Origin of the sequence: Kitasatospora gansuensis, from assembly GCF_014203705.1 — a bacterium.
Classification (GTDB): domain Bacteria; phylum Actinomycetota; class Actinomycetes; order Streptomycetales; family Streptomycetaceae; genus Kitasatospora; species Kitasatospora gansuensis.
The window spans coordinates 792,216-810,491 of record NZ_JACHJR010000001.1 but is presented as its reverse complement, the minus strand read 5'-3'; the positions used below and the strand labels follow the sequence as shown (position 1 = coordinate 810,491).

12 protein-coding genes are annotated in these 18,276 nt (G+C 73.1%); 7 read left to right on the top strand and 5 right to left on the bottom strand.

The window, feature by feature from the left end; genetic code table 11:
- Positions 1 to 44: 44 nt before the first annotated feature.
- From F4556_RS03730 to F4556_RS39350, 3 genes are read right to left on the bottom strand one after another with little or no spacing between them, the layout of a single operon-like run.
- Entirely contained in the window at positions 45 to 308 is a 264-nt protein-coding gene (locus F4556_RS03730; RefSeq protein ID WP_184911583.1) for a hypothetical protein, read from the bottom strand.
- Positions 309 to 341: 33 nt separating this feature from the next.
- The gene (locus F4556_RS03725) at positions 342 to 1,970 is read right to left on the bottom strand and encodes a peroxidase family protein (protein WP_184911581.1); all 1,629 of its coding nucleotides are present in this window, start codon (positions 1,968 to 1,970) and stop codon (positions 342 to 344) included.
- A 5-nt stretch (positions 1,971 to 1,975) separates the two neighbouring features.
- Positions 1,976 to 3,259 (bottom strand): cytochrome P450, encoded by a 1,284-nt coding sequence (locus F4556_RS39350; RefSeq protein WP_184911580.1) that lies wholly within the window; start codon positions 3,257 to 3,259, stop codon positions 1,976 to 1,978.
- A gap of 174 nt (positions 3,260 to 3,433) precedes the next feature.
- On the opposite strand from F4556_RS39350, the gene F4556_RS03715 reads away from it, so the two are divergent.
- The 5 genes from F4556_RS03715 (at position 3,434) to F4556_RS03695 (ending at position 9,289) form a co-directional block, all read left to right on the top strand.
- Positions 3,434 to 5,623, top strand: a complete 2,190-nt coding sequence (locus F4556_RS03715; RefSeq protein WP_184911578.1) for an acetoacetate decarboxylase family protein — start codon at positions 3,434 to 3,436, stop codon at positions 5,621 to 5,623.
- 22 nt (positions 5,624 to 5,645) lie between these two features.
- Positions 5,646 to 5,909, top strand: a complete 264-nt coding sequence (locus tag F4556_RS03710; protein ID WP_184911577.1) for a hypothetical protein — start codon at positions 5,646 to 5,648, stop codon at positions 5,907 to 5,909.
- 176 nt (positions 5,910 to 6,085) lie between these two features.
- Positions 6,086 to 7,312 (top strand): beta-ketoacyl-[acyl-carrier-protein] synthase family protein, encoded by a 1,227-nt coding sequence (locus tag F4556_RS03705; RefSeq protein ID WP_246510961.1) that lies wholly within the window; start codon positions 6,086 to 6,088, stop codon positions 7,310 to 7,312.
- An 11-nt stretch (positions 7,313 to 7,323) separates the two neighbouring features.
- Positions 7,324 to 8,259 (top strand): acyl-CoA desaturase, encoded by a 936-nt coding sequence (locus F4556_RS03700; protein ID WP_184911574.1) that lies wholly within the window; start codon positions 7,324 to 7,326, stop codon positions 8,257 to 8,259.
- A gap of 10 nt (positions 8,260 to 8,269) precedes the next feature.
- Positions 8,270 to 9,289, top strand: coding sequence for a serine hydrolase domain-containing protein (locus tag F4556_RS03695; protein ID WP_184911572.1), 1,020 nt, complete (start codon positions 8,270 to 8,272; stop codon positions 9,287 to 9,289).
- Here the strand turns inward: F4556_RS03695 and F4556_RS03690 are convergent.
- On the bottom strand, positions 9,274 to 9,705 hold the full coding sequence (locus F4556_RS03690; protein ID WP_184911571.1) for a nucleotide triphosphate diphosphatase NUDT15: 432 nt from the start codon (positions 9,703 to 9,705) through the stop codon (positions 9,274 to 9,276). The genes F4556_RS03695 and F4556_RS03690 overlap by 16 nt on opposite strands.
- 22 nt (positions 9,706 to 9,727) lie before the next feature.
- A complete protein-coding gene (locus tag F4556_RS03685; RefSeq protein WP_184911569.1) occupies positions 9,728 to 11,209 on the bottom strand; it encodes an SDR family NAD(P)-dependent oxidoreductase in 1,482 nt (493 codons plus the stop codon).
- Between the two features lie 179 nt (positions 11,210 to 11,388).
- On the opposite strand from F4556_RS03685, the gene F4556_RS03680 reads away from it, so the two are divergent.
- Both F4556_RS03680 and F4556_RS39345 read left to right on the top strand, forming a co-directional pair.
- On the top strand, positions 11,389 to 12,132 hold the full coding sequence (locus F4556_RS03680) for a class I SAM-dependent methyltransferase (RefSeq protein ID WP_184911567.1): 744 nt from the start codon (positions 11,389 to 11,391) through the stop codon (positions 12,130 to 12,132).
- 109 nt (positions 12,133 to 12,241) lie between these two features.
- Positions 12,242 to 17,977: a DUF5979 domain-containing protein gene (locus F4556_RS39345; protein WP_184911565.1), complete on the top strand. Its 5,736-nt coding sequence runs from the start codon at positions 12,242 to 12,244 to the stop codon at positions 17,975 to 17,977.
- Positions 17,978 to 18,276: the final 299 nt, after the last annotated feature.

Below are 18,276 nucleotides of genomic sequence, written 5' to 3'. Positions count from 1 at the left end.
GCGGCTCGTCGAGGGGGACGAGCCGCGGCACCGCCGTGCCCGGGTCAGCGGGTGTCCCCGCCCCAGTCCCACCGCAGCGGGTCACCCGGGCGGGGGCGGTAGCGGGCCCGGCCGCCCGCCCCGTACGCACCGATCTCGGTCGGCAGCGCGGCCCCCACCGCCAGCTGCTCGCCGCTCCACCCGGTCACATCGAGCAGCAGCCCGTCCAACGGCCCGGCCACCAGCTCGCGGTAGACCCGGCCGACCCGCGGCCCGGCATCCTCGTGGTCGCTGCCGTAGACCCGGCCCCGGAGCAGTTCGTCGTCCATGTGTTCCAGTTTCCCGCCCACCACTGACAGTCCTCAGGCCTTGCGTCCCAGGGAGACGGTGTAGTGCTGCCCCTCGGTCTCCGGGAGGTTGCGGTGGACCAGCTGGGAGAAGGAGCGGGTGCCGCCGATGATCCGCAGGCCGGTGGTGGTGAAGGTGGCGGGGGTGAAGAGGCGGGGGGCGAGCAGGGGGTTGTTGAGGGCCTCGGAGAAGGCGTCGACCGAGATGATCCGCTCCAGCAGGCGGCCGAACAGGGCTCCGGGGCCCGGCTGTTCGGCGAACAGGCCGACGTAGAGGTCGAGGTCGTCGATGCTGCGGTAGGTGTCCCGCAGGGCCTGCTGGACCTCGGGTTCGCCGGAGATCTGGCGGACGTCGGTGACCGGGGGGAAGCCGTAGAAACCCCGGTACTCGTTGTAGGAGGCGAGCTGGAGCTCGCGGCCGACCCGGATGCTGGCGGCCTCGATCGGCAGCAGCAGCGGGTCCGTGTTGAACAGGCCCGAGCGGCCGGCGGGCTGGGTGGAGAGGTCGTCCAGCAGCGGGCCGAGGCCCCGGTCCACGACCAGTTGCCCGTCGGCGATGGTGTCCATCAGCGGGACCTCGCGGCCGCCGATGGTGTAGCCGGACGGGATCAGGCTGTGCCAGCGGTAGACCAGGCTGAACTCGATGGTGGCCCAGTTCTCCCGGTGCCAGACGCCCCGGTCGGTGCGGACCGGGTCGAGGATGAACCTGAACCGGTACGGCGTGAGGTGGTTGACGTACTCCTCCAGCATCAGCCGGATCATCATCACCACCAGGATGTTCCGGGTGGTCTGGAAGATCCGCTCGTCGTCCCAACCGAGCTCGCCCGCATGCTCCTTGGCGATCACGTCGGCCACCCGGTTGTGCTCGCGGAGGAAGAGCACGTTCATCGCCATCGGCCCGATGTGGGCGTGCACCCGGTCCCCGCCGCAGGCGAACAGGCTGTCCCGGCGTTCGGGCGGCACCTCCTGGAACCGGACCGGCCGGAGCGCGCCGAACTCCTCCTTGATCTTCCCGCCCGAGCAGAGCGCGGGCGGGAACTCGGCGCCGCCGATCAGCCGGGACTTCAGCCGCCCGCCCTCGAAACTGCGCAGACAGGCCGTCATCTCCTCGTTCGCGCCGTACAGCTGGGCCATGTCCAGGGTGTGCGGCGAGTCCGTCCGGCGCGGGTCGCCGGTGGCGCCGTGGCCGCGCAGGAACCCGTCGGTGAACCACTGGGCGAAAGCGGGCAGCAGCGCGCTGGAGCGCTCGCAGGGCCGGGTCGGCCCGGTCCGGCGGAACAGCTCGGCGGCCTGCTCCGGGCCCGGCCGGTCCAGCCGCGGCTGGACCGGGGGCAGCTGGCGGCCGACGTACGAGCGGTCGGTCAGCGAGACCCAGGAGGTGTACGGGGAGCGGGTGCTGAGCGGGTTGGGCCGGGTCGGCGCCTTCAGCACGGCCTGGTCGGTGAGGGCCGCGTTGAGCACCCGGTGCAGCCGGTGGTGCCGTTCGACCCGGCGCCAGAGCGGGCCGTAGTGCGAGAGCAGATGGCCCTCGAAGCGGTTGCGCAGCCCGTCCCTGGACCGGTCGCGCGGGCCCGGCTGCCCAGGGGCCGACGGGTGGGCGGTGGCGGGGGCCTCGGGGCGGGAGGCGGGGTGCGTGGTGGTCACGGCGGTCAGTCCTTTCCGACGGTCTGACCGACCGTCACCCGGTAGTGCTGGGGGTAGGGCGTCCCGGCGTAGTCGAGCGCGTTCTCCTCGCCGGGCAGCGGCCGGACCTCGGGCCGCAGCAGCACCTGCCGGACCAGCTCGGGCAGGATCACCCGGGCGGCGTACTTGCCCACGCAGTCGTGCGCGCCCCGGCCGAGCACCAGGTTGTGCTGGGCCGGGCGGCCGGGGCGGAAGGTGTCAGGCTCCGGGACCACCTCCTCGTCGAACATCGCCGAGGCCAGGCAGGCGTGCACCACGCTGCCGGCCGGCAGCACCGTCTCGCGCGGGGTGCCCGCCGCCAGTACGTGCTCGCGGACGGTCAGCCGGGGGGTGTACGGGACGAACGGGTGGAACCGCAGCGCCTCCCAGACGTACTCGTCGAAGGCGGCCGGGTCGGGATCGGCGGCGGCCCGCTCGGCGGCGGCCAGCACCTCCGGGCGCAGCGCCAGCTCCTTGAGCGCGGTGGCCCCGCACTGGGCGGTGTTCTGCTGATAGCCGATCAGGAAGCCGACCAGGTTGGCGTTGATCCGCTCGTCGTCGTAGCCGAGCTCGGCCGGGGCGGTCCGCAGCATCCGGCCGAGCACGTCGTCCGGGCCCTCGGGCGCGGCCCGGCGGCGCTCGATCACGCCCGCCACCAGGTCGTGCAGTGCACGGCCCGCCGCAACACCGGCCGCGTGCACCTCCGGATCCTGGAACGGGTTGGCGAAGGCGGCCCACTGGGCTTGGCGGGAGAGGTCGTGCAGCTCGCGCGGGTCGATCCCGGTGAACCCCAGGTACTCGACCGCCAGCCGGGCGGCCACCAGGGCGGTGCAGTCCTGGATCAGGTCGAAGGTCTTGTCGCCGCGCTCCTCGGCCCCGGCCTGCGCCCGGTCCAGCACCTCGCCGGTGATCCGGGCGGTGAGCTCGCGCACCCGGGGCGCGTCCTCGGCGGCCAGCACCACCTGGGCGTATCCGCGTTCGAGCCAGTGCACGTCCGCGCCCTCCCTGGACAGGATGTGCGGGGCGCCGAGCACGGCCTCCAGGGTCGGCCCGTAGGCGCCGACGGTGAACACCTCCGGCACCGAGAGCACCTCCATCACATCCGGATAGCGGGTCACGAAGACCCCGGCCGGGGTGCTGAACACCGGCCGCTCGGAACGCAGTTCACGGAACAGCCCGGGCCGGTCGGTGGCCAGCTGCTGCCGCAACACGGCGAGCTGCCGGGCCGGTTCGGTGGGCGGGACCGCGTCGTACACGGCGAGGAAACTCACGGGAGGGACCGCCTGGTGATCGAGGGGCGAGGGGACACTCGACACATTCGAGTGCGGTCCCGGGCGTGGCGCATCCGGGGGAAACGGGCGGTCACGCAGCGTGCCCGGCCGGGGTGCGGCCGCACCGGAGCTGACAGAGACTCACCACAGGCCCCGACGGTGAGGACTTCCCCGATGCACGAGCACCTGGCTCACGGACACCCGGACCACGGACCGCAGCCCGACTCCATACGCGCGGCGCAACTGGAGCTGCGCGACCGGGCCCGCGAGATCGTCCGGGCGGCGGAGGAGGTGCTGGAGATCTCGGCCAGGACCACCGCCGCGCTCGCCCATCCCGCGCTGACCTCCACCGCGCTGCGCCATCCGGGGACCGGCCTGCCGGTCCAGTGGGCGCTGGTGCGGGCGCTGACCAGCCGTCAGGGTCTGGGTTTCGCGGTCAAGGCCCCCGACGGGGTGATGCGCAGGATCGGCCAGGCGGGTGAGGTGTTCGGCCAGGAGAGCCTGGCGGCGCTGATCGCGGTCTCCTCGCTGCGGCTGCGGATCGCGGCCACCACCCTGGAGCACCCGGAGCTGCTGGCCGACCCGGGGATGCGGCGGCTGACCGAGGCGGTGGTGGCCGACCGCGACCTGGCCTCGCTGCGCGCCCTGCGGGCGCTGGTCAAGGACCGGGGGAGTCAGCAGGCGCTCTCCTCGCTCACCCCGATCATGCCCGAACTCTTCGCGATCCGGGCCCTGTTGGACGAGGACCCGGGCAACGACGCGGCCGGCTGGGCGCTGGCCACCGGCCGGGATCTGGCCACCGACCCGCTCAAGGGCATCGACGTCCGGCACCTCTCGGCGCTGGACGTCGGCGAGGGCGCGGCCGACCCGGTCGAGCTCTCGCCGCTGGAGGAGCCGCAGATCGCCAAGTCGGGCACCCTGATGGGCTTCCTGCGCAACATCGCGGTGCTGGTCAACGACGGCCGGATCCTGATCCAGGACGTCCGAGCCCCCGACGGCACCGTGCGGTACGTGCTGCACGCCCCTGGGATGGCCCCGGGCCAGCCGCGCAACGACTCCCCGCAGGACTTCGTCGGCGCCTGGAACAACCTGTTCAGCACCGAGTCGCCGTACACCAGGGGCTTCCGGCAGGCGATGGAGCGGCACGGCATCCCGGACGGCGCGGAGCTGGCGCTGATCGGCCACAGCGAGGGCGGCATCTGCCTGATCAACCTCGCCCAGGACGTCGAGTTCAGCACCCGCTACCAGGTCACCCACATCGTCTGCGTCGGCTCCCCGATCGACAACAAGACCCCGGCCGACCCGGACACCTGGGTCGCCACCGTGACCAACCAGCACGACCTGGTGCCGATCCTGGACGGCCGGGGCACCGGCTCGGTGTTCAACCCGCATCCGGAGTGGTACGAGGTGGACTACACCGACGCCTCGCACGGCTTCCCGGAGTGCCACACCATCGCCCGGTACATCGCCAACCTGGAGCAGGACCTGCCGGAGGCCAGGGAGCACATCGACCGTCAACTGGCCGACTACCGCCACCCGGTGGTCCGCTCGCAGGCGTACCAGCTGAAGGACCGGGCCCACCCGCCGCAGGGCTACCCCTTCATGACGGTGCCGACCACGCCGGTGGTCACCTCGGCCGGGCCGGCCGAACTCCCGGTCCGCTACTACGACTCCAGCGTCGCCGTGGCCATCTTCGCGGTGGACGCCGAGGCCGCCGCCCGGGTGCTGCCCGAGCTCTCCTGGCTCCGGCCGACCCGGGCCGGGCACAAGGCACTGGTCGCGCTCACCGGGTACGAGCACCGCGTGGTGAGCCTCGGGCCGTACTCCGAACTGAGCCTGGCGGTGCTGGTCAACGACCTCTGGCGGCCCCGTCCGTACGACGTGCTGCGCGACCTGCTGCGCCGCGCCGACGTCCGCCGGACCGGGCGGCACGTGGTGGACCTGCTGGTCACCACGCCCGAGGCGCTGGCGGTCGGCCGGGAGATCTGGGGTCAGCCGGGAGTGGCCGCGCAGGTCGAGGTGACGGTGGCGGACCGCCGGATCCAGGTGCTGGCACGCGACCCCGAACACGGCGGGCCGCTGGTCGAGCTGACCGGGGCGATCGGCCCGTCCGGCCGGGTGCCGCAGGTGGACTCGGTGCTGTACGGGCGGCCGGACGACAACACCGTCCGCACCATGGTCCGGGTCCAGCGCGGCATGCGGCTGCACCCGGCGCCCCGGGCCAGGCTGCGGGTCGGCGAGGCCGACCACCCGCTCACCCGGCACCTGCGCGAGCTCAGGCTGCAGGGCGCCCGGCCGCTGTTCGTGATGACCGCCCCCAGCTACCTGGCCCGCCGCAGCGGCGGGACGATCCTGCCCCGCTGACCACCGATCAGGAGAACCTGGCATGAGTACTGTCCTCGGAACCGAGAGCGACCGCCTGCAGGGGCTGATCGCCACCCTGGAGGCCGACGCCGAGCGGCTCGAGACCCGAGGGAAGGAGCTGACGGTGCAGGCCGCGGCACTGGCCGTACTGCCCGGTGCCCCGCCCTCCTGCACCGCGGCGCTCGACCAGCAGGCCGGGAACTGCGCGGCCGCGGCGGCGTCCTTGCGGGTCGCCGCCGCGGCGCTGGCCCGGCACGCCGCCGCCGTGGCCGTCGTGGCGGGGTGACCCGGGATGCTGCCCCGGGCTCGGCTGAGCGGTGCACCCGGATGGGTGTAGCTCGGAGCGGCGCGGGGTGTGCTCCGTTCGGATGCGTCCGAATGTGACCAATAATGACGTTTCATGTGCTTCTTTGTGGCTGTTCTGTCCTGTCGGTCCGTCACCTCCCCGGGTGGAGCCCTCTGTTGAGGCGGGAGGCGGTCGCGGTCACCGGGCTCGGGCTGCTCGCACCCAGCGGCGTCGGGGTACAGGCGGCCTGGGACGGCCTCTGCGCCGGGACGTCGTTCGCGGCCGCCGATCCGGAGCTGGCCGGGCTGCCGGTGGACTTCTCCTGCCGGGTCCCCGAGCTGGACGCCAAGGAGCTGTTGGGGTACCGACTGGCCCGGCGGCTCGACCTGTTCACCGTGCTGGCCCTGCTGGCCGCCCGTGAGGCGACCGCGAACGCCGGTCTGGACAGCGGGAGTTGGGACGGCGCCCGGGTCGGCGTGGTGATGGGGGTGGGGATCGGCAGCATGCAGAGCTGGCAGCCCGAGTTCGACCGGCTGGCGGCGGGTGCGCCGGAGAAGGTCTCGCCGCTGGCCCTGTCCCGCAGCCTGCCGAACATGGCGGCCGCCGAGATCGCCCTCGACCTCGGCGCCCTCGGCCCCAACCTGGTGGTCAGCACCGCCTGCGCCTCCGGCAGCAGCGCGATCGGGGTGGCCCGTGAACTGCTGCTCGCCGGTACCTGCGACCTGGTGCTGGCGGGCGGCGCCGAGTCGGCCCGGATGCCGATGACCTCGGCCTGCTTCGCCCAGATGCGGGCGCTCTCCCGCCGGTCGGCCGATCCGGCGGGCGCCTCCCGGCCGTTCGACCGGGACCGGGACGGTTTCGTGCTCGGCGAGGGAGCGGCCGTCCTGGTGCTGGAGCGTCAGCAGCACGCCCGGGCCCGGGGAGCCCGGATCCGCGCCCAGCTGGCGGGCTTCGGCTCCTCCTGCGACGGACACCATGTCACCGCCCCGCACCCGGAGGGCGACGGCGCGGCCCGAGCGCTGCGCGGCGCGCTCGCCGACGCCGGTCTCGACCCGGCCGACATCGGCCACGTCAACGCGCACGGCACGGGCACCCCGCACGGCGACGCGGCCGAGGCCCGGGCGCTGCACACCGTCTTCGGCAGCCCGCCCCCGGTCACCGCGCTCAAGGGCGCGATCGGCCACGCGATCGGCGGGGCCGGGGCGATCGAGGCGGTCTGCACCGTACTGGCCCTGGAGCACCAGCTGATCCCGCCCACCGCGAACCTGGACACCCCCGACCCGGCCTGCGACCTGGACGTGGTCACCAAGGTGCCGCGCCCGCACCGGATGACGGCCGCCGTCAGCAACTCGTTCGGTTTCGGCGGGCAGAACGCGGTGCTCGCCTTCACCCGCTGTCCCTGAGGAGAGCTGACATGACGTCGACCATCGGGCCGCTGCGCCGTGAACCGCTCCCGGACACCGTGCCCGTGAGCACCCCGCTGCGGGCCGGCTACCTGGTCACCCTGGTCCTGCTGCCGCTGCTGGTGCTGGCCGTCGCGGTCCCGGCCGCCTGGGGCTGGGGCCTGCACTGGCGGGACGTACTGCTCGGGGCGGTGATGTACGTGGTCTCCATCATGGGCATCACCGCGGGCTACCACCGGCACTTCACCCACCTCTCGTTCAAGACCGGCCGCCCGCTGCGGATCGCGCTCGGCATCGCGGGCGGGCTGGCGATGGAGGGCCCGGTCACCATGTGGGTGGCCGAGCACCGGCGCCACCACCAGCACTCCGACCAGCCCGGCGACCCGCACTCGCCGTGGCGGTACGGGACGGACCGGCGCGCGCTGCTGAAGGGCATGTGGCACGCCCAGGTCGGCTGGTTCGCCTCCTCGCCGGTCCGCTCCAACTGCCCGCGCTACGCGCCGGATCTGCTCGCCGACCCGGACGTCCGGCGGCTGGACCGCTGGTACCCGGCCACCATGGCGCTCTCGCTGCTGCTGCCCGCGCTGGTCACGCTGGCCTGGACCCGGGACTGGTCCGCGACCGCTGCCACCTTCTTCTGGGCAGGGCTGGTCCGATACGCCGTGGTGCACCACGTGACCTGGTCGGTGAACTCGGTCGCGCACGCCTTCGGCGACCGCAACTACCAAACCAGGGACCAGTCCAGGGACATCCGCTGGGTCGCCCTGATCACCTTCGGCGAGGGCTGGCACAACCTGCACCACGCCGACCCGGTCAGCGCCCGGCACGGCGCGCTGGCGGGCCAGCCCGACCCGACCGCCCGGCTGATCGCCTGGTGGGAGCGGCTGGGCTGGGTGTACGACGTGCGGTGGCCGGACCGGCGCGGTGGCGGTGCGCAGCGGCGTTAGCCTGGTCCCCATGGTGGATCTGGGCGGGGCAGCGCAGCGGACGGCGGACCAACTGGCCGAGGGGCGGGCCGGGGTGGTGGTGGCCGCGCTGGCCGACGGCGAGGCCGAGGTCCGCGCGGCGGGTGCGGTGACGGCCGACACCGTCTTCGAACTGGGCTCGGTCAGCAAGGTGTTCACCTCGCTGGCGCTGGCCGCCCTGGTCACCGAGGGCCTGGTCGAACTGGACCAGCCGCTCGCCGAACTGCTCCCCGAGGCCGCCGGTCTGCAGCGGCGCGGCGTACCGGTGACGCTGCGTCAACTCGCCCAGCACACCTCGGGACTGCCCCGGCTGCCGCACGGCATGCTGCTCCCCGCCCTGCTCAACCCCGGCCGCCCCGACCCGTACGCGAAGCTCGCCGAGCCGGTGCTGCTCGGCACCCTGCGGCGGACCAAGCTGGGCGCCGTGCCGGGCAGCCGGTTCCGCTACTCGAACCTCGGGGCCGGGCTGCTCGGCCTGGCGCTGGCCCGTCGGGCGGGTACCGACTACGAGGGGCTGATCGCCGGCCGGATCAGCGCACCGCTCGGTCTGACCGACACCGCCGTCACTCCGGCCGATCCGGGCCAACTGGCGCAGGGGCACGACCGCCGGGCCCGTCCGGTGCCGGGCTGGGACCTCGCGGCGCTGGCGGGCGCGGGCGGGCTGCGCGGTACGGCGGCCGATCTGGTCACCTTCCTGCGGGCCCAACTGGCCCCGGAGCAGGGACCATTGGCCGAGGCGATCGCGCTCAGCCGGACCCCGGAGCACCGGCTGAACCCGTTCTCCTGGATCCATCTCGGGTGGATGGGCCAGCGGCTGCACCCGCGTCAGGGCGGGCACCTCCAGCTCTGGCACAACGGCGCCACCGGGGGCTTCTCGTCCTTCGTCGGCTTCGACCCGGGTGCCGGCGTCGGGGTGGCGGTGCTCACCAACACCCAGCGCTCGGTGGACGGTTCGGGCGGGGCGCTGCTGACGGACCTCGCGACCGCGGTGTCGGATCAGGCCGTCCGGTAGGCCCAAGTGCCGGGCGGGGCCTGGTAGTCGGGCAGCCAGCTGGCCAGTACCTGGGCCGAGGGGTAGAACATCGGCTCCGGCAGCGCGTCCACCGGCACCCGCTCCCAGCCCGCGCAGGCGTGCGGCTCGGTGACCAGCGCGGGCAGGTCGCACGGCGGGGCCAGCACGGCGGCGGTCAGCCGGGGCCGGCCGAGCCCGTGGTCGAGCAGCACGGCCAGCACCCGCATCTGCTCGGCCGGCAGTACGAGGCCGGTCTCCTCGGCCAACTCCCGGGCGGCGGCCTGCTCGAAGGACTCGCCCGGGTGGTCCACCTTGCCGCCGGGCAGGCTCCAGGTGGGCGACTCGCCGGGCGTGATCCGACGGCCGATCAGCACCCGGCCGTCGGTGCTCGGCACGATCACGCCCGCTCCCAGCATGGGGCCCACGATGCGTCAACTCCTACCAGGGGGAGGGGGCGTAGTCCTTGAGGAAGCAGCCGTACAGGTCCTCGCCCAGCTCGCCGCGGACGATCGGGTCGTAGACCCGGGCCGCGCCGTCGACCAGGTCGAGCGGGGCGTGGAAGCCCTCCTCGGCCAGTCGCATCTTGTCCGGGTGCGGGCGCTCGTCGGTGATCCAGCCGGTGTCCACGGCGGTCATCAGGATGCCGTCGGTCTCCAGCATCTCCTTGGCGCTGGTGCGGGTCAGCATGTTGAGCGCGGCCTTGGCCATGTTGGTGTGCGGGTGGCCCGCGCCCTTGTAGCCGCGGCTGAACTGGCCCTCCATGGCGGAGACGTTCACCACGTACTTGCGCCGCGCCTTGGCCGCCGCCATCGCCGGGCGGAGCTTGCTGACCAGGATGAACGGGGCGGTGGAGTTGCAGAGCTGGACTTCCAGCAGCTCGATCGGGTCGACCTCGCTGACGGTCTGCACCCAGCTGTTGGAGTCGTGCAGGTCGGGCACCAGGCCGCCCGCGTCGATCGCGGTGCCGGCCGCGATCCGCTCGACCGAGGCGGAGCCGCTGACCAGGGCCAGCGCGGTGACGTCCTCGGCGCTGATCAGCTCGCGGTGGCCACCCTGGCCGGGCAGCGCGGGGCGGTCCACGCTGCCGCTGCCGAAGCTGCCGATCACGGTGGAGCTGGGCAGCTCACCGGCGGGCAGCGGGGCGTTCTCGGCCAGCACCAGCTCGCGGTAGGCGGCGGGGGAGCGGCGTACGGTCTGCGCGGCGTTGTTGATCAGGATGTCCAGCGGCCCGTCGGCGGCCACCTCGTCGGCGAGCGCGACCACCTGGGCAGGGTCGCGCAGGTCGATGCCGACGATCTTCAGCCGGTGCAGCCAGTCGGCGCTGTCCGGCATCGCCTTGAAGCGGCGGATCGCGTCGTTGGGGAACCGGGTGGTGATCGTGGTGTGCGCGCCGTCCCGGAGCAGCCGCAGCGCGATGTACATCCCGATCTTGGCCCGGCCGCCGGTGAGCAGTGCCCGACGGCCCGTCAGGTCGGCGTGGGCGTCCCGGCGGGCCCGGTTGGTCTTCGCGCAGGACGGGCAGAGCTGGTGGTAGAACGCGTCCACCTCGCTGTAGCGCTGCTTGCAGGTGTAGCAGGAGCGCGGGCGCTCGAGTATTCCGGCGATCTCGGTCGTGGTGACGGTGGTGAGGCCGAAGGCCCCGGCCGTCTCGTCGTCGATCCGGCCCGGCGCGCCGGTCGCGGTGGCGGCCGTCACGGCGCGGTCGTGCGCGGTCTTCCGGGCCCGGGTCTCCTGGCGGCGGCGCTGCTTGAGGGTGCGGAACACCCCGCCGACGGCCTGCCGGACGGTGATCGCGTCCGGGTGGTCGACGTCCAGCTCGTCCAGTTCGGCGAGCACGCTGAGGCAGAGCTCCAGCCGCTCGGGATCGATGCCCGGGCCGTACTCGATCTGCTCTTCGGTGCCTTGGGTCTCGCCCGCCATTACCGCACTGCTTCCTTGCCGACCTACCTGGTTAACGGTCGAACTCTACGGAGTGCGGAGCGGGCGGCCAAACCTCGGCCGAAAAGTAATGGCCTGAAGGTGCTTGCGCCGGTTACCCGACGCTCCCTAAGCTGAGTAACGGACGAAGAGCCAGTGCAGTCATTACCGAGGGAGCGGACATGAACGACTGGAACGCCTGGCAGCGCAGCTGGGACCGCCAGCAGGAGTGGTACATGCCCGACCGCGAGGAGCGGTTCCGGGCGATGCTCGACCTGGTCGAGGCGGTCGCAGGGCCCGCGCCCCGGGTGCTGGACCTGGCCTGCGGCACCGGCAGCATCAGCGAGCGGCTGTTCACCCGGCTCCCCGCGGCGGTCAGTGTCGGGGTGGACCTGGACCCGGCGCTGCTGACCATCGCGCACGGCCACTTCGCCGAGGAGAGCAGGATCACGCTGGTCACCGCCGACCTGCGCGACCCGCAGTGGGCGGCCGCGCTGCCCGAGGGCCCGTACGACGCCGTGCTGACCGCCACCGCCCTGCACTGGCTGGACACCCCCGACCTGCTCCGGCTGTACGGCGACCTGGCCGGGCTGGTCCGCCCCGGCGGCCTGTTCCTGAACGCCGACCACACCCCCGAGACCGACATCCCGCTGCTGCGCGCCGCCGACGAGGCGTTCCAGCAGCGCCGCCGCGAGCGTGAGCTGGCCGAGGGCGTCCAGGACTGGCAGGGCTGGTGGGCTGCCGCGGCCGCCGACCCGCTGCTCGCCGAGCCGGTGGCCGCCCGCTCGGCCGTCTACCGCGACCACAAGGACGGCGCGGTGCACCCGGCCGACTGGCACACCGCCCGCCTGCTCGACGCCGGGTTCCGCGAGGCCGGGGTCGCCTGGCGCTCCGTCAGCGACTCCCTGGTGGCCGCGGTGCGCTGACGGGCTGTCACTGCTCCGTCGGAGCGGCATTCGGCGGCGCCTGGCCGAGAGTGATCGTATCTCCACTTAGTGTGACTGAGTGTCGGGTCGGTCGAACAACGGAGCGGTCGTGGGGTCTCTCACCGGTACGGGACGTCGTCGGCTGCCGTGGGCGGTGGCGGTCGCGGCCGTCCTGAGCCTGGCGGCCACCCTGCTCGGGGTGCCGCCCGCGGTGGCCGCCGGGCCGGTGATGTCGCTGGGCAAGGCGGTGGAGGGGGCACCGAACCCCCTGGTGCCCGGGTCGGCCTTCTCGTACAAGCTGACCCTGTCCTGCTCCTCGCTCAGCGTCTCCTGCGTGAACGCCCACATCGAGGACGTGCTGCCGCCCGAGTTCGAGATGACCTCGCTGCCGCCGTCCACGCCGACCCAGCTGGTGACCTACGACCCGGCCACCCGCAAGCTGCGGATCGAGTTCCGCAGCCCGCTGGCCTCCCCGCCCAACCCGGCCGGATCGGTCGGCCTGCCCGCCGGGACCACGGCGGACGTCTCGATCGGCATGCGGGTCCCCGCCACCGGGCCGCTGGAGGACGGCGACTCGGTCACCAACACCGCGACGGCCGGCGCCGACAACGCCAGTCAGGTGATCGGCACCGTCACCCAGACCGTCACCGTCCCGAAGCTGCTGGACGCCAAGGCCACCAAGAGCTGGCAGCCGGGCTCGGACGTGGCGCAGAGCGACGGCGTCTCCACCATCACCCTCGGCGCCGCCAACACCTCGGCCACCGTCGACGGCGTGAGCAGGCTGGACGTGCAGGACGAGACCGCCGCCCTGTACGAGAACTTCGACCTGGTCTCGCTCGGCCCGGTCTCCCGGATGCCCGAAGGGGCGGACCGGGTCACCGTGCTGGTGTGCACCAAGCCGCCCGGCAGCAAGTGCGCGGAGAGCGAGTGGGTGCGCGGCACCGCGACCGCCGGCCCCGGCCTCACGCTGCCCGCCGGGGTGACGGCCGGTCAGGTCACCGGCGTACGCTTCGAGTTCACCAACTCCACCGGCAGCACCCTGCCGTACGACCCCGTCGGCGGCACCGTGCCGATGCAGGTGAAGCTGCGCCGCACCGAGCGCACCAGCGGGGCCCAGATCAGCCCGGCCACCCGCAAGACGGTGCGCAACTGCGCCGACTCGGCGGTCAAGGACGCGGCCAGCAAGTACACCATCGTCGGCATCCCCGCCTGCACCGACCACGACATCCTGCCCAACCTCGCCACCGTCGACCTGGACAAGCTGTTCTTCCCGGACAACCGGGGGGACTTCACCCAGAACGGGACCGTGGTCCGGGGCGAGAAGTCCGGCGCCACCGCGCAGTTGAACGCGAAGAACAGCTCGCCGTTCCCGGTCTCCTCGCTGACCGTCACCGAACCGTCCGACTCGGCCGCCACCGAGTTCGACAAGTTCGACGCCGACAAGCTGAAGGTCGACTTCCCGCCCGGTGCCACCACCGCCCAACTCACCGTCACCTGCCGGGACGGCTCCACCCCGGCCCCGGTGAACCTCGTCAACCCGCCCGCCTCGCAGACCCTTTCGGCCACCGGCTGCCCGGCCGGCAGTCCGCCGAAGCGGATCTCGGTCACCTACCGGGGTGAGCAGGGCGGCGCCGGCAGCATCCAGCCCGGAGCGGTCGGCAGGCTCTCGGTGCACGGCACCCTCAACGACAAGGTCACCGCCCAGGACGCCACCGACGGCGTGCTGGACTGCGCGGACGCCTCCGCCGCCAACCCGTCGAACGGCTCGGGTTCGGCCGCCGTGACCGACTGTGCCGCGCTCAAGGTGCAGGAGCGCAACCCGGAGGGCAACGGCTTCAAGTCCTCGTCCTGGACCGAGATCCCGCCCGGCCAGGACCTCACCTTCAGCCTCGGCTACAGCAACACCGGCAACGTCACCCAGCCGAACGTCCGGGTCACCGACCCGGCCGATCCACTCGCCGCCGGCAACCCGTTCGACCAGCTGGAGATCGTCGCGGTCTCCACCGACGGCAACCCGCGCACCCTGCACCTCGGCCTGGAGCTCTACGACCCGAGCGTCAAGGCGTGGGTGGCGTACGTGCCGCCGGACAGCGCCCTGCTCGCCCGGGCGAAGGGCGTGCGGCTGACCGAGCCGGACGGCATCCCGCCGGGCGGCTTCATGCGGGCCACCGTCACCGTCCGGCTCCGGCCCGGCGTCACCTCCGGCACGCTGACCAACTGCGCCGCCGTCACCGTCAACGGGGCGGCCACGGGCAGCCCGAGCTGCTCGCCCGCCGTCGAGGTGAAGCCGGCCAAGGCCGCCGCCTCGCTGCAGAAGACGCTGGCCCCCGGCACCGTGCTGCGCCCGGTCACCGGCATCACCCCGCAGGACGTCACGCTCCGGCTGACCACCCTCAACAGCGGGAACGTCGGCCTGAAGCGACTGATCGTCACCGACACGGACCCGGACTTCTTCGACGCGGTCACGGTGACCGCACTCGCCGGGATCACCTTCCCCAACGGCGCCGACCGGGTGCAGGTGGACGTCTGCACCACCGGCTGCCGGGCCAACCCACCGGTCTTCGTCAACGGCACCCCGACCGGCGACACCAAGCCCGGCTTCCCGGCCGGGGTGGACCCGGCCGACATCCAGGGCGTCCGGGTCACCTTCACCAACTCGGCCGGCGGGTACGGCATCCTGCCCGCCACCGCACCGCCGACCTGGGGCGACTGCCCGGGCAGCAGCGTCTGTCTGGTGGTCAAGCCGCGCAGCGGGCTGCGCTCCGCCCCGGGGACCCCGATCCCGGACGTGCTGGCGAACACCGCGAGCGCGGCCGGGGAGAGCACCCTGCAGCCGCCGGGCGGAACCTTCCCGATCCCGGACAGCACGGCCTCGCTGGCCGTGCAGGAGGGCACCAACCGGATCCGGGTGGAGAAGGAGCCGGCCAGTACGGTGCTCAGCCCGGGCTCGGTCGCGCCGTTCAACCTGCACGTCGAGAACACCGGTACCGCACCCGTGCCGGACCCGGTGGTGGTCGACGAGATCCCGGCCGGGCTGCGCTTCGACGACACCTTCCAGGGCGACAACGGGCTTCCGTACACCCTGCGGTACGTCCAGCGGCCGGGCGCGTCCCAGCCGGCCAAGGTGACCTTCGAACCGGTCCGGGACGCGGACGGACGGATCGTCAAACTGGTCTGGCGGTTCCCCGGTTGGACACTCTTCCCCAACAGCAAGGTCACCGTCGGCTACCAGGTCAAGCTGAACGGCGGTGTGGCGGCCGGGACCACCATCACCAACGTCTTCGGCGCGGGCTCGGACACCGTGCCCAAGGTGAACTGCGACCCGAGCTCGCCCCGGCTGGGGACCGTGGTGGACGACCCGCGCTACGGCACCGGCACCTTCTGCACCTCCTCGGCCCAGGTCACCTCGCGCTCCGGTGTCTCCTTCGACGCCGCCAAGTGGGTCACCGGGGACCGTTCGCTCGGCTACCAGGACGCCAACACCGGTGCCCCGGTCCCGGCCGGCGACCCGCGCTGCCCCGAACTCACCGTCAGCGGAACGGTGTTCACCCGCTACCCGTGCGTGGCGCTGACCCGGCCCGGCCAGAACTTCTCCTTTCTGATCCGGGTCGAGAACACCGGTACCGAACCGGCCCGTTCGCTGCAACTGCTGGACGTCTTCCCGGCGCCCAAGGACACCGGCGTCCTGCTCGGCGACGAGCCCCGGGGCACCGAGTGGGACAGCGTCCCGACTCTGGCGGGGCCGGTGGTGTTCACCGGCCCGGGCTCGGCCGACCTCACGTACACCCGCACCGGAAACCCGTGCGGGCGGAAGGTCGGTACCCCCAAGCGCGCCTGCAAGGACGCCTCCTGGGGTACCGACACCAACCGGGCCACCGCCTTCGAGACCGACGTCGCGTTCCCGTCCGGGCTGGCGCCGGGGGCCGCGGTCACCTTCACGGTGCCGTTCCGGGCTCCCGCCGACCTGACCGTGCCCGGCTTCCCCTCGGTCGCCTGGAACTCCTTCGCCCACACCGAGACCGTCAAGGTGGGCGGGACCACCACCGTGCTGCCGGTGACCGAGCCGCCGAAGGCCGGGATCGGGCTGGTCTTCGGCAACGTCCGGCTCCTGAAGCGAGTGCTCGACCCGCCGGCCGGGGTCGCCATCGGGCCGTTCGGTCTGGCGTACTCCTGCCTGCTCACCACCGCTGCTGGGGAGAACGTCGAAGTCCGGGCCGGCAGCGTGAAGTTCAGCCCGGACAAGCCGTTCGAGCTGGGCGGTGTCCCGGTCGGTGCGGTCTGCCGGTTCTGGGAGACCGACTCGGCCGGCGCGCAGAGCGACCACCAGGGCGAGGCCAACGCCGTCGTGGTCACCGTCACCCGGGCCGCCGACGCCACCGTCTGGCAGCAGGAGGAGATCGGCAACCAGTACCCGCGCAAGGACCTGCTGGTCGCCAAGCGGGTCACCGGCGAGGCGGCGGTGACGGTCGGTCAGGGGCCGTTCAAGGTGACCGTGGACTGCGGCTTCAACGGGACCAGGCTGCCCGGCTTCCCGCAGGAGCTGATCTTCACCGGCGACGGCTCCCAGGCCGTCAGCGGGCTGCCGCAGGGCAGCCGGTGCGATGTCGACGAGACCGGTACCGGCGGGGCCACCCGGGTCCGCTACGAACTCACCCGGTCCGACCGGGTCGACCCGGAGGTCCCGGTCGGCGCGGCCGTGCAGTTGAGCCCCGCGCCGAGCGGCGGGACGGCCACCGTCATCATCACCAACGAGTTCGCGGTCGGCTCCCTGGTCGTCGGCAAGAAGGTCACCGGCGCGGGCGCCGCACTGGCGCACGGGCCGTTCAGGTTCGCGGTCTCCTGCGACTTCAACGGGCGGACCGCCGTGGTCACCCGGGAGCTCGAACTCACCGGTCCCGACCGGCTGTCCGGGCAGCTGGACGGCCTGCCGGTGGGCGCGCTCTGCACGGTCACCGAGACCGCGAACGGCGGCGCCGACGTGCCGGCCGAACCGGTCCGCAGCGTGGTGATCAAGGAGGGGACGACCGACCTGGCCACCGCCGAACTGGTCAACACCTTCCACGCCGGGCGGATCACCCTGGCCAAGAAGCTGACCGGTCCGCTGGCCGAGACCGGGTACCTGCGGGACGCCGCCTTCCAGCTCCACGTGATCTGCCGCCGGGATGGCAAGGACACGCTTAACCGCACCGTGACCGTCCAGTCCGGACGCACCGTCGTGCTGCCCGAGCTGCTGCTCACCGGCACCCGCTGCTGGGCCGGTGAACTGGCCAGCGGGGCAAGCTCGGTGACGGTCTCGCACCCGGACGAGCAGCACGCCGCCGAGGTCACCGCCGAAGCCGTCGACCTCACCGTCACGGCGGTCAACGAGTACCGTCCGGCCTCGCTGGTCCTGCTCAAGCAGGCCGCCGGGCCCGGTGCCGGGCTGGTCGCGGACCGGGAGTTCGCGGTCGAGCTCAGCTGCCGACTGGTCACCGGCCCCGGGGCCGACCCGATCGTGCTGGTGGACCGTCGGCCGTACCGGCTCCGGCCCGGTCAGGCCAGGACGGTGGACGACCTGCCCGAGCCGCTGCCGGCCGGCGCCGCGTGCTGGCTGGCCGAACCCGACGGCGCGGGCGCCGAATCCGTCACCGTCGACCACGGGGACCCGGCCCACGCCCTGCTGCTCGGCGGCAGCGCCGAGGACCGGATCACCGTCACCAATACCTTCGGCAAGCCGCCGCAGCCGCCGGTGCCGCCCGTGCCGCCACTGCCGGTGACCGGCAGTGACCCCCGGCGCTGGGCCCTCGGCTCGCTCGCTCTGCTGCTGCTCGGCCTCGGGGCCCGGGTGGTGAGCCGCCGACGCTGAGCAGGACGCGGCCGACGGACCGTTTCTGACGGTCCGTCGGCCGTTCGCTGCCCGAAGGTAGTGGGCAGGGCAAGCGCCGGTAAAGGCTTTGGTGACGAACTATTAGGACTCTTGACAGACAGGTGGTCTAGTCCAACGATAAGCGTTGTCCATCCGACCGGGATGCGCTGTGGGGGTGTGAATCCGGCCGGCGGGGCTTGCCCTGCCCAACTCCCGACCACCCCCGTCCCGTACGGCGACCGTGCCCCCTGCACCGCCGTTCCCGCCCCGGTACCACTCTGGCGCGGGCACTTCGCCAC